Source organism: Devosia insulae DS-56 (genome assembly GCF_000970465.2).
In the GTDB taxonomy this organism is placed as follows: domain Bacteria; phylum Pseudomonadota; class Alphaproteobacteria; order Rhizobiales; family Devosiaceae; genus Devosia_A; species Devosia_A insulae.
Window position 1 is genome coordinate 22,194 of the sequence record NZ_LAJE02000378.1, and the last position, 11,862, is coordinate 34,055.

Genomic DNA, 11,862 nt, shown 5'->3' on the forward strand with positions numbered 1-11,862 from the left:
GCCCCGGAAAGGCCGGGGCGCCAATGGCGTCCCGGCCAGCAGAGTGGCCTGCTGTTTCGACTATTTGGCCAGTTCGGCGTTGACCTTGTCCTTGATACCGCCGATCGCGTCGGCTGCCGTGCTCTCGCCGTTCCACACCAGATCCAGCGCCGGCTGGATGTAGAGGTTGGAGAGGTCGACGAAGCGCGGGAACTGCGGGAACTGCTCGCCGACATCGGCCTCCTTGAGGAAGACATCGCCGAACGGCGCCTTGAAGGCGGCCCGCACCGTCTCGTTGCCAGTCATCGCCGGCACCGCCGCCGCCTTGGCGCCGGCAAAGATCGACTGACCCTCGGGTCCGGCGAGGTATTGCAGGAAGGCCCAGGCGGCTTCCGGGTTCTTGCTGTTGGCGTTGATGGCAAAGCCCGCGCCGCCGGTGCGGTTGGAATGGATGCCGGTCGGCCCGCCAGGCAGGTTGGCGACGGCCCACTTGAACGGCACGTCGGCGAAAGTGCCGAGCCGCGACGGGTTGGTGATCACCATGGCCGCCTGGCCGCTACTGAACAGCTGGGCGGTGCCGCCGGCCTGCTCGGCTTCGAGGAAGTTGGGCGCAACCTTATCCTTGTTGATCAGGTCGCCGATATACTGGATGGCCTCGACCGCTGCCGGCTCGGCCAACAGGAAGGTTGTCGGCTTCAGCGGATCGTCGAACACCTTGCCGCCGTTCTGCTGCACCCAGGTGGCCCAGTCATTGGACTCGAGCGCCAGGCCATAGCGGGTGATGCGGCCGCCCTCGGTGGTGGTCAGCTTGATCGCCGCATCGCGCAGATCCGCCCATTTCCAATCGGCGTTCGGATAGGCAACGCCGGCCGCATCGAACGCATCGGAATTGTAGTAGAGGGCGCTCGGAGCGCTATCGCGCGGGATGGAATAGAGCTTGCCCTCAAAACTGTGGGTGAGGAGCGAGCTCGGCACATACTGGTCGATCGGAAAGCTGCTGGCTTTGATCAGGTCGTCCAGCGGGGCCAGCGCGCCGCGCGAGGCATAGCTCGGCACATTGGTGATGAAGAACACGTCGGGGCCGGCGCCGGCAGCGAGCTGCGCATCGAGTCGGGTGAAGTAACCCGACCATGGCGCGTGCTGAATCTCGATCTTCACGTCCGGGTGGGCCGCCTGATATTTCGAGACGATCTCCTCGAACGGCGGCAGTTCCGGCGGATCGCCCCAATATCCAAAACTAATCGTCGACTGCGCGAGCGCAGGAGACACTAATCCCAAAGCAGCGACGGCGTAGGCAAGCCACTTCTTAGTCATCTCGGACTCCCTTGTCTGTGGTCTGTGTTTATTCTATACAAATCCTATAGACAATCACTACTAATATTGCGCCGAGCCTACGAGGCTGTTTCGAGAAACATCTTTCCCCTGCCGTGCTCGACGGCGAATTTTTTGAGCGCGTTCAGCGTCGGCGCCGCCAAGGCGCCGTAGTCGGTGACCGACAGCGAGCCCGCGAGCACGGCGAGCTCGGCCGCCTCCTCGGTGCAGCGGCCCGAGCAGAGCCCGTAGAGGAAGCCGCCATTAAAGGTGTCGCCGGCCCCGGTGGTGTCCTTGACCGCCACTTCGGGCGCCGCGACCTTGATCCAGCGACCTCCATCACTGACCAGCGCGCCGGCGGCGCCGCGCTTGATGGCGACGATCGGCACCAGTTCTGCCAGCTGCGCCGCGGCCTTGGCTGGATGGTGCATGCCGGTCAGCGCGATGGCCTCGTCCTCATTGGGCGAGAACACATCGAGCAGGCTAAGAAACTCGCGCACCCCTGGGGTTTCGAGGGTGAAGTCACCGCCACGGCAATCGGCGAAGAGCTTTGCCCCCTGCGCCTTGGCAGCGCGCATAAAAGCCAGCCATTCCGGTTCGAAGCGGAAGGTCTGCAGCAGCCAGGTGGGGCGGACCTTTTCGAGCGTACCGGCAGGCGGCGGCACGATGGCGCCATCGCCATAGGTGAGGAAGCCGCGGTCGCCGCCGGAAGAAAACACCGAGGTGACGCGGCGCAGCGGCTGGTCGAGCCGGTTGAAAAGCAAGGGGCTCAACCCATCACGCGCCGCCTGCTCCAGCACCAGGCCGCTGAACAGGTCGGAGCCGAAATCCACGGCCCAGTGGGTATCGAGCCCGAGCCGGGTCAGTGCCAGGGCGATGTTGTAGGTGCCGCCGGGCAGCACCGTAAGGTCGCGCGCCACCAGTTCGGCGCCGAGCCTGGGCACACCGGGCAGGCCGGCGAAAATCAGGTCGCAATAGTATTCGCCGGTCAGCAGCACGTCGGCGGAGCGCATCACAGCCACGCCCCGACATGCGCCGCGTGTGCGGCGAGGAATTTCTCGACCAACGGCTCGGCCCGCGAATAGGACAGCACGAGCGGGTGCGCCACCAGCGCCTCTACTGCAAGGGCGCGGCTGCGCTCAGCCACCGCTTGCACCGTAAGCCGCTCATAGTGCTTCACCGAGTTCACCAGGTAACCCTGGGCATCGGGCATGGCGCCGATCGGCTGCGGCCGGATGCCGTGGTGATCAACCATGCAGCTGACCTCGACCACGTCGCTGTCGCGCAGGCCGTCGATGGCGCCTTCGTTGGGGACATTGAGCCCGGTGCGGATCGGCGTGCCGCCCTGCAGCGCTTCGATCAGATCGAGCGCCACGCCGGCATAGCCTTCACCATCATGGCTTTGCGCCGCTGCCGCTGCCGCGACCGGCGCGGCGTCGTCACGAGTATGCTGCATGTAGGTTGCACTGCGCTCGCGCTCGTAGGCGAAATAGACATCGAGCGCCTGCCCCGGGTCGGCTAGCAGCTCGGCTTGGCGCAAGCGTGGCAACAGCCGCTGGTTGAGGGCGCGGATCTCCTCGCCACGGGTCGGCCCGGCCGCGCCGGCGGCCACGGCCTCGTCGGCGTAGTAGTAATAATAGAGGTACTCGTTGAGCCACATGCCGTGGCGGCGCACCACATGGGGCGCGAACACCCGCTGCACCGTGCCGGCAAGGAAACGGTCATCGGCCAGCGCATCGGGCAGCACGTCGCGGCCGGCCACTTCGGCGCGGCGGGTGAAGGACAGGTGGTTGAGGCCGAACACCTCGGCCCGCACCGAGCGCTCGGGCAGCCGCAGCCACTTGGCGATGGCGCTCTGCGCGCCATTGGCGCTGTCGCAGATGCCGACGCTGCGGCTATAGCCGGCGTCGCGCAATGCCTGGGTGACGAGCCCGGCCGGATTGGTGAAATTGAACAGCCAGGCTTCGGGGCTGACCCGGGCCAGGGTCTCGGCATAGCTCAGGATGGTGGGGATCGAGCGCAGCGCCATGGCGAAGCCGGCGGCTCCGGTGGTCTCCTGTCCCAAGACGCCATGCGACAGCGCGATGCGCTCGTCGGCGATGCGGCCATCGATGCCGCCCGGGCGTACCGTAGTCACCACATAGCTGGCGTCGGCAAAGGCGGTTTCAGCATCGGTGGTGGTGGAGATGGCCACAGCGCCGCCGGCACGCCGCGCCAGCTCAGTGGCGAGGGCGCCGATGAGCTCGAGCTGCGCCGCGTCGACATCCATCAGGCAGATCTCGGTGAGGCCGGTCCGTGCAGCACGGCGCAATGCCGCCTCGACGAACAGCGGGGCGCGTAGCCCTCCCCCTCCGACAACGACCAGTTTCACCCTGACGTCCCCCGTTCAGTGCAACTGATCATATCCAGTCATAATAGGTAGGCAAGATGGAATCGTACGGCTAAGAATCTGCATCGGGAGCGGCGCCCGCTTCCAAAGCGCAATCAGTTCGGTTACCCCAAAGCCATGGCCAACGGCGTGACGCGCGACGATCCCCTACCGCTCTACAAGCAGGTGAAGGAACGCCTGCTGCGGGCGCTCGACGACGGCACCATTCCGCCCCGCGCCAAGCTCGCTTCGGAACGCGAACTGGTGGAGCTCTACGGCGTCAGCCGCATCACCATCCGCCAGGCGATGACCGAGCTGGTGCTCGAGGGGCACCTGCGCAGCCACCCCGGCAAGGGGTTTTATCCAACCGGCCGCCCCAAGGGCGTGTACGAGCTCGAACTGCTGCGCAGCTTCACCGCCACGGCCGTGGCGCATGGCCGCCGGCCGGGCAGCCGGCTGCTGACGGCGGCAGAGGTCGGTGCCCCCGAGCCGGTGGCGCAGGCGCTGCAGCTCAGCCCCGGTGATCGGGTGATCTCGCTGCGCCGCCTGCGCCTGATCGACGACCAGCCGGTGGCCATCGCGCATGACTGGATGCCGGCCGCGATCGTGCCCGACATTCTCGAGCTCGACTGGACCGTGCCGAACAGTTCGCTCTATGCCGAGCTCGCCGGGCGCTATGGGCTGCTGCCGCAACGCGGCCACACGATTCTGTCGGCCCGGCTGGCCGACGCCGAGGAGAGCCAGTTGCTGGAGCTGCCACCGCCGGCGGCGGTGCTGGGGGTCGAGCAGATGGCGTTCGATGCCAACGAGCGCCCGCTCAACCTGACGCTCTCGACGCATCACCCGACACGGTATCCGCTGCGGCTGGATCAGGATTCGCGGAATAGTCGGGGCGGGCGGTAGGTCGGCTCAGCGTGAGGGGTTCCGCCCGACGGCGGAACCCCATTTTCGTCAGTAGTCGAACTGCTTGGCCAGCGTGAGCTTGAAGGTGCGGCCCTTCGAGCGGTCCATCGACAGGTTCTCGCGGTAATCGGCATCGAACAGGTTGTCGATGCCGAAGGTCGCTTCCAACCCCTCGAACTGGCCACTCTCAGGCTTCCAGGTGGCAAACACGTCCACCGTGGCCCAGCCTTCCGGCATCGGCGTCACCGGCACAGTGGCGACCGCGGTGAGCGGGTTGGCGGCCAGCGTCAGACGCGCGCCGTATTCGAGATCGAGATCCTGGGCTCGGCCGCCGACGGTCAGCACCAGCTTATCCTGCGGGATCGAGCGGACATCATCGCCGGCAAAGATGCTGTTGGCCGGGTTGGTGGCGATCATGTCCTCGGTGTAGACGCCGCGGGTGTAGGTATAGGCGAGACGGGCGAACATCACGTCGCTGTCATACGAGCCCTCGAGCTCGAGGCCCCAGATGCGCATGCCGGCGATGTTGATGAAGTACGGCGCGTTGGCAGTGATCGGGTTGGAGGCGATGCCGTCGGTGATGTCGTTGTGGAACGCCGTGGCCTTGAAGGCGACGCTGTCATTGCCCGTGAAGATGTCGTCCGCCTGGGTGGCGAGGCCGAGCTCGAAGTTGTCCGAGTATTCCTTCTTGAGGTTCGGGTTCATCGTGCGCGTGCCCGAGTACTGGAACATTTCGTCCAGCGTCGGCATGCGTTCGGTGTGCGCGGCAGAGCCGAACACACTAAAATTCTCGTTGAACTTGTAGAGGGCGGCGAGCTTGGGCGAGATGGCGACATCCTCGCTCGGGCTGGCGCCGACGACGGTCTCACTCGGAGTGAGGGTCGAGAAGTCGGCGCGGGCGCCGGCAATCACGGTCAGCGCGTCGTTGATGGTGTGCTCGCTCTGCGCGAACACGCCGACACTCGACGATGTCCCCTCGGGATGGGTGGTGATCAGCGTGCCGCTCAGCGGGTCGGCGACACGGTTCTGATGGCTCGCCTGGACGCCGTAAGTGAGGAAGTTCTCCCAGCCCTCGCCCGAGAAGCTCGAGGTGTTTTCAACGTTGAGCTGAGTGGTCTGGTAGCCGTAATCGGCAACGAAGATGTTGCTCGGCACCGGCGAGGTCGGGTTCTCCTGGCTCACCGCGGTGTTGGAGTAGGACAGCTGGACCTTGAGGTCGAGCATGTCGTTGCCGGAGGCTTCGTTCTCGTAGCTGATGATCGCCGTCTGGTCGTCGACGGTGCGATCGATCAGGCCGAAATTCTGCGGATTGGTGGTCGGGATGGTGCCGGTCTGGGCATAATCCTGCTGATCTGCATCGCTGTTCCAGCGCTGGTAGGAGAGGCGGACCACCTGATCGGCATCGAGATGAATGGTGCCCTTCACCAGGCCGGACCAGGCGGCAAATTCAGAACCTGGCAGTTCGCTGCCATTGGCGAGGTCCACGATGTCGGAACGCCGGAAATTGCCGGCCGCCAGCACTTCGAAGGTCTCGTTGATGCGATGCGCGATGATGCCCGAGGCGAGCGTGCCGTTGCCGTTGGAGCTGTAGGAGCCCTTGAGGCGCACGGCCCCGGTCTTGCCGTCCTTGATGAAATCGGAGGCGTCCTTGGTGGTAAAGTTGATGACGCCGCCGAAGGCGCCGGCGCCATAGAGCGTCGATGACGCGGGGCCGCGCAGCACTTCGGCGGCCTTGTAGAGCTCCGGATCGGAGAAGAACGAGCCCATGCGGTACTGCTCGTAGAACTTCCGCGCCCCGTCGACGGTGAGGATGATGCGCGCCTCGTCGCCGGAGGTCTCGGCAGCGCCGATGCCGCGAATGTTGAAGCTCTCGCCGAGCACGCGCTCGGACCCAATCATGGTGACGCCCGGCACATCGTCGAGAATCTCGCCGATGGTACCGGCCTGCTTCCGGTCGATGTCGGCCTGGTCCACCACGGTCACCGCCTGCGGCGTATCGATCGCCACTTTGGCCTTGCCGGCGCCGACGACGATGCGTTCGAGCAGCGTCACGAATTGCGAGTTGGTCCCGGCGGACTGCGCCATGGCAGCCCCCGCCCCAAAAGTCGCGCCCAAGGCGACGCCGCCAAGCAAGATCGCGGCGTTACGTGCCACCAGCCCCATTTCCTTCTCCAATCAATGACGGACGCCCGGCGGCTGCCGGCGTCGGGAACATGCACTGGCTTGCGGATGCTGGCTGGCACGGCAGAGTGGGTCAAAACATGACTCTTTCACTCCACTATTGCGTGGCTTATAAATCCTGATATTGACTGTCAAGATTTAAGTGACAGGCGCGGCGAAACGAAACTGCGCCACAGAGCATCGAAAGAGGACGCTGCATCTTGCCTGAAGCCCGCCAGATATCGCCTGAGGAAATCCGCCGCCTGCGTGCGCTGCACCCCGAAATGCGTGAGCGCGATTTCGCGCGAATCCAGAAGCTCTCCGAGGCGGAGCTGGTCGCGGCTTTCGTGGGTATGGGCAGTGTGCGGCTGCGCCCCGATGTCGAGGCGTTCCTTGCGGGTGCACCGGCGCTGGGCGAGGTGATGTGCCTGACCCGCAACGAGCACGCGGTGCATGAAAAGATCGGCGTATTCGAGAAGACCCGCTTCGGCCAGCACGCCTCGATCGTCCTCGGGGAAGAGATCGATCTGCGCATCTTCCCAACGCACTGGGCCTCAGCCTATGCGGTGGAAAAGCCGGACAAGGACGGCGCGGTACGGCGCTCCCTGCAGTTCTTCGACGCAGCGGGCACCGCGGTGCACAAGGTGCATTGCCGGCCGGAAACGAACCTCGATGCCTATCAGGCGCTGGTCGAGACGCTCAGGACCGATGAGCAGCTGCAGACGGTCGAAATACGGGAACTGAATGACACCGAGGTAGACACCGCCGCAGCCCAGGCCAGCGCCGCGCAACTGCGCGAGGCGTGGCAGGGGCTGACCGATACGCACCAGTTCTTCCCGATGCTGAAGCGGCTCAACCTGTCGCGGCACCAGGCGCTGAAGACCATCGATCGCGACTATGCCTGGCCCCTGGCGACCAACGCTGCGAGCACCATGCTGGAGCGCGCCGCGGGTAGCGGGCTGCCGATCATGGCGTTCGTCGGCAGCCGCGGCTGCATCCAGATCCACTCGGGCCCGATCGAAAAGGTGCAGGCCATGGGTCCGTGGATCAATGTCATGGACGAGACCTTCCACCTGCATCTCAGGGCCGACCAGATCCAGGAAGTGTGGGCGGTGCGCAAACCCACCGCCGATGGGCACGTCACCTCGATCGAGGCGTTCGGCGCCGACAACAAGCTCATCATCCAGTTCTTCGGCCAGCGCCAGGAAGGGGTGGATGAACGCGCCGCCTGGCGCACGCTGATCGAAGGCCTGCCCCAGCTCGACCAATCCACTGCTGCCTAAGGGTTCACCATGCGTCTCCCTCGCTTGTTTCTCGCCCTCGTCGCGCTCGGCGGGCTTGCCGGCCCTGCCCTTGCCGCCCAGATCACGCCGTTCGCCGACCCGTCGCGGGTGGCGGTGATCGGCGGCTCGCTGCTCGAAATCGTCTACGCGCTGGGCGAGGAAGGCAAAGTGGTGGCCCGCGATACCACCGGCATCTTCCCGCCCGAGGCGATGGCGCTGCCGGATGTCGGCTATATGCGGGCCCTGTCGCCGGAAGGGGTGCTGTCGGTGAACCCTTCAGCGCTGCTGGTGGTGGATGGCAGCGGGCCGCCGGAGGCGCTCGACGTGCTCTCCAAGGGCTCGATCCCCTATGTGACAGTGCCGGAGGATTTCAGCCACCAGGGCATCCTCACCAAGGTGCGCGCCGTCGGCGAGGCGCTCGGCGTCACCGACAAGGCCGAGGCACTGGCGACGACGCTCGATACCGAGCTGAAGGCAGCGGAAGCGGCGACGAGCGCGATCCCCGACGCCGAACGCAAGCGCGTGCTGTTCGTCATCTCGGTGCAGGAGGGCAAGATCCGTGCTGCCGGCTCGGGCACGGCAGCCAACGGCATCATTACGCTCTCGGGCGGCATCAATCCGCTGGCCGACATGCACGGCTACCAGACGCTGAGCGATGAGGCGCTGATCACCGCCAACCCCGACTATGTGGTGATGATGCAGAATTCCGGCGCCGGAGACTTCTCCGCCGACCTCGCGGCCAATCCGGCCCTCGCAGCGTCGCCGGCACTGCAGCAGGGGCGCCTGTTGAAGGTGGACGGGGCCTTCATGCTGGGCTTCGGGCCACGTACGCCCAAGGCGATCCTGACGCTGGCGCACGAGCTTTACGGCGACCGGGTGCCACAGCCTTGACCACGAGCATAATGACGGCCGAGCTCGCCGGTCCGGTTGCCGGGGATCGAACACGCCTGGCCCAATTGACGCTGGCCGGGCTGGTGCTGCTGCTGGTTGCGGCGGCAGCGCTGGCGTTGCTCACCGGCGCCTCGGACGCCTCATTGCCGCGGCTGCTGTCGGCCTGGATGGCGGGAGCCACCGACGATCCGCTGGTGCTGCGCGACCAACTGGTGTTCCTCGATATCCGGCTGCCCAGGCTGCTGCTGGGCATGCTGATCGGCGCCGGCCTCGCGGTCTCGGGCGTGGTGATGCAGGGGTTGTTCCGCAACCCGCTGGCCGACCCTGGGCTGGTGGGTGTGTCGTCCGGCGCTAGCCTCGGCGCGGTGGTGATGATCGTGCTCGGTGGAACGGCGCTGGCGCCGCTGACGGCAATCCTCGGTATCTACAGCCTGCAGATCTCGGCCTTCGTTACGGGCCTCGTCACCACACTGATCCTCTACCAGGTGGCAACGCGCGGCACGCAGACGCAAATCGCCACCATGCTGCTCGCCGGCATCGCCATTGCGGCGCTCGCCACTGCGGTGATGGGGGTGATGGTGTTCCTCGCCAGCGACTCGCAGCTGCGCGACTTCACCTTCTGGAGCATGGGCTCGCTCGCCGGTTCGAACTGGCAGAAGGTCCAGGCATCGGGGCCGATCATCCTCATCGCGGTGTTCTGCTGCATGCTGCTGACGCGCGGGCTCAACGCCCTGACGCTGGGCGAGGCGACGGCGATGCATCTGGGCATCCCGGTGCAGCGGCTCAAACGCATTGCCATCGTCGCGGTGGCGGCAGCCACCGGAGCGGCCGTGGCGGTGAGCGGCGGCATCGGCTTTATCGGCATCATCGTGCCGCATTTGTTGCGGCTGGTGATCGGGCCGGATCACAAATACCTGCTGCCGGCCTCGGCGCTGCTCGGCGCCGCCTTCCTCCTCGTCGCCGACGCCGTGGCGCGCACCATCGTTGCTCCGGCGGAGCTGCCGATCGGCATCGTCACCGCGGCGGTGGGCGGGCCGTTCTTCCTGTGGATCCTGCTGCGGCGACGGGAGCTGGCATGGTGAGCCCGGTGCTGGAAGTTCGCGGCGTTTCGGTCGCCATCGAACGCAAACGGATCGTCGAAGCCGTCAGCGTCACGGCGCGCGCCGGCGAAGTGCTGGCGATCATCGGACCGAACGGTTCGGGCAAGACGACGCTGATGAAGGCGCTGAGCGGCGAACTCGAACACCAGGGCGATATCGCGCTGAACGGCCGGCCTCTGCGCACGCTGCCGCCACGCACGGCGGCGACGATGCGCGCGGTGATGCCGCAGGCCTCGGTGCTGAGCTTTCCGTTCACGGTGCGCGAAGTGGTGCGGCTGGGACTGTCGGCGGGGCTTGGCGTGCCGCCGGCGCAGCGCGAGGCGGTGGTCGCGGCGGCGCTGCGGCGGGTCGACCTCGCGGGGTTCAGCGGCCGGATGTACCAGAGCCTTTCGGGTGGCGAGCAGCAGCGGGTGCAGCTGGCGCGGGTGCTGTGCCAGGTGTGGCAGCCGGCATTCGAGGGGTTGCCACGCCTGTTGCTGCTGGATGAACCGGTGTCGAGCCTCGACATCAAGCACCAGTTGCTGGTGATGGAAATCGCGCGGGGCTTTGCGGCAGCCGGCGGCGCCGTAGTGGCCATCCTCCATGACCTCAACCTCGCGGCGCTCTACGCCGATCAGGTGCTGGTGATGTCAGAGGGCCGGCGCGCCGCCTGTGGCGCACCGGCTCAGGTGCTGGATATCGCGCTGGTACGCGAGGTGTTCGGCTGCGAACTCACGACGCTGCAGCTCCCCAACGGCACCTCGCTGTTCGCCCCTGCAGTGGCAACGCAGCTCGCCGCGGAGTAGCGGTTCAGCCGAGGAAGAAACGCTCGAGCTCGGGCGCGACAACTTCGGGGGCAGCGTTGTGGGTCTGGCCCTCGAGGCTGCGGTGCTCGGCACTGGGCAGCAGGCCGGCAACCGAACGAGCCGAGTTGCGGATCCATTCGGGACTGGCGCCGCCATCCATCACCAATACCGGGATGGTGACGCCATCCCATGCCCCTGACGCGAGAGGCTTGCCCGACATCCTGCCGCCCAGCACCGCGACGTCATAGGCGAGGGTGTGGGCCAGGGCTTCGAGCCCCGGCCAGGCGGGCGCGGACTTCATCTGCGCCACGGCCTCGGCAGGCGTGCCGACCACCTCGACGAGGAAATACTCGACTGCATCGCCACGACGATCGGCGGCGATCAGCTCGTCGATATGTCTCGCGAAGTCGGCAGGCGGTGGCGGACGACTGCCGTCGGTGATGAAGGGGGGCTCGTAGAGCGAGAGTTTTGTCACCCTGCCCGCGAGCTTTGCCGTGGCTTCGAGCGACAACACCGCACCCGACGAGTGGCCGTGGATGAACGCCGTGCCGCCCAGCGCCTCGATGATGGCGTCGATATCCTCGATCTCGCGCTCGACCGCGTAAGGCGGCGTGTCGCCGCTCTTGCCCCTGCCCCGCCGATCAAAGCTGACCGTGGTAAAGCGCGGGGCGAGGAGCTTCGCGAGCGGCGCCGCGCCCGAGCCGTCGCTGAGCGCGCCGCCGACCAGGATGAGCGCCGGTCCTTCGTCCGACCGGGTGATAGCGATAGGGGTCCCGTCTTTCGAGGTGACCTCTGATGCTGCTTCGTTCGCTTCCAACTTCGCCTCCTCTGCCGACGACCTGATAGGGAGGGTTGAGGCCATGATGCCCGCAAGCCCCGTCGTGACGAACATGCGTCTGCTCAGCGAATATCCAGTCATGCGACCACTCCGCCTTGGTTCCCCCCGGTAACGGGTCGATCCGCCGAGGGTTCCACATTGGAGGGGGCGGGCCTGGGGCCATGCGCCGCTGGCGAGCAGCGCTATCGCACATGGCGAGGCATAGCTCGGCTCGCACAGAGTACCCCCTGTCTCTTATACCAAT

General features: G+C 66.3%; 10 protein-coding genes. 5 read left to right on the forward strand and 5 right to left on the reverse strand.

The window, feature by feature from the left end; all coding sequences use genetic code 11:
- Positions 1-60: 60 nt before the first annotated feature.
- The 3 genes from VW23_RS25475 to VW23_RS25485 all read right to left on the reverse strand — a co-directional run bounded on the left by VW23_RS25475 (position 61) and on the right by VW23_RS25485 (position 3,661).
- The gene (locus VW23_RS25475; protein WP_084646485.1) at positions 61-1,293 is read right to left on the reverse strand and encodes an ABC transporter substrate-binding protein; all 1,233 of its coding nucleotides are present in this window, start codon (positions 1,291-1,293) and stop codon (positions 61-63) included.
- A gap of 77 nt (positions 1,294-1,370) precedes the next feature.
- Positions 1,371-2,303, reverse strand: a complete 933-nt coding sequence (locus VW23_RS25480) for a carbohydrate kinase family protein (RefSeq protein ID WP_069912284.1) — start codon at positions 2,301-2,303, stop codon at positions 1,371-1,373.
- Entirely contained in the window at positions 2,303-3,661 is a 1,359-nt protein-coding gene (locus VW23_RS25485; RefSeq protein WP_069912285.1) for a family 4 glycosyl hydrolase, read from the reverse strand. The genes VW23_RS25480 and VW23_RS25485 overlap by 1 nt, the downstream gene beginning before the upstream one ends.
- A gap of 135 nt (positions 3,662-3,796) precedes the next feature.
- Here VW23_RS25485 and VW23_RS25490 point away from each other — a divergent pair, with 135 nt between their 5' ends.
- A complete protein-coding gene (locus VW23_RS25490) occupies positions 3,797-4,561 on the forward strand; it encodes a GntR family transcriptional regulator (RefSeq protein ID WP_069912286.1) in 765 nt (254 codons plus the stop codon).
- Between the two features lie 48 nt (positions 4,562-4,609).
- On the opposite strand, the gene VW23_RS25495 is transcribed toward VW23_RS25490, so the two are convergent.
- Positions 4,610-6,715, reverse strand: a complete 2,106-nt coding sequence (locus tag VW23_RS25495) for a TonB-dependent receptor domain-containing protein (protein WP_201788098.1) — start codon at positions 6,713-6,715, stop codon at positions 4,610-4,612.
- 227 nt (positions 6,716-6,942) lie between these two features.
- On the opposite strand from VW23_RS25495, the gene VW23_RS25500 reads away from it, so the two are divergent.
- Genes VW23_RS25500 through VW23_RS25515 form a run of 4 tightly spaced genes read left to right on the forward strand, consistent with a single transcriptional unit; the run spans position 6,943 to position 10,780 of the window.
- A complete protein-coding gene (locus tag VW23_RS25500) occupies positions 6,943-8,004 on the forward strand; it encodes a hemin-degrading factor (RefSeq protein ID WP_069912288.1) in 1,062 nt (353 codons plus the stop codon).
- Between the two features lie 9 nt (positions 8,005-8,013).
- Positions 8,014-8,895 (forward strand): heme/hemin ABC transporter substrate-binding protein, encoded by an 882-nt coding sequence (locus VW23_RS25505; RefSeq protein WP_069912289.1) that lies wholly within the window; start codon positions 8,014-8,016, stop codon positions 8,893-8,895.
- Between the two features lie 11 nt (positions 8,896-8,906).
- On the forward strand, positions 8,907-9,977 hold the full coding sequence (locus tag VW23_RS25510; RefSeq protein ID WP_069912290.1) for a FecCD family ABC transporter permease: 1,071 nt from the start codon (positions 8,907-8,909) through the stop codon (positions 9,975-9,977).
- 5 nt (positions 9,978-9,982) lie between these two features.
- Positions 9,983-10,780: a heme ABC transporter ATP-binding protein gene (locus VW23_RS25515; RefSeq protein WP_069912298.1), complete on the forward strand. Its 798-nt coding sequence runs from the start codon at positions 9,983-9,985 to the stop codon at positions 10,778-10,780.
- 4 nt (positions 10,781-10,784) lie between these two features.
- On the opposite strand, the gene VW23_RS25520 is transcribed toward VW23_RS25515, so the two are convergent.
- Positions 10,785-11,597: an alpha/beta fold hydrolase gene (locus VW23_RS25520; protein WP_069912291.1), complete on the reverse strand. Its 813-nt coding sequence runs from the start codon at positions 11,595-11,597 to the stop codon at positions 10,785-10,787.
- Positions 11,598-11,862: the final 265 nt, after the last annotated feature.

Coding starts and splice junctions, on each gene's coding strand:
- VW23_RS25480 (WP_069912284.1), bottom strand. CDS start 2,303: ATGCGCTCCGCCGACGTGCTGCTGACCGGCGAATACTATTGCGACCTG.
- VW23_RS25505 (WP_069912289.1), top strand. CDS start 8,014: ATGCGTCTCCCTCGCTTGTTTCTCGCCCTCGTCGCGCTCGGCGGGCTT.
- VW23_RS25510 (WP_069912290.1), top strand. CDS start 8,907: ATGACGGCCGAGCTCGCCGGTCCGGTTGCCGGGGATCGAACACGCCTG.
- VW23_RS25475 (WP_084646485.1), bottom strand. CDS start 1,293: ATGACTAAGAAGTGGCTTGCCTACGCCGTCGCTGCTTTGGGATTAGTG.
- VW23_RS25490 (WP_069912286.1), top strand. CDS start 3,797: ATGGCCAACGGCGTGACGCGCGACGATCCCCTACCGCTCTACAAGCAG.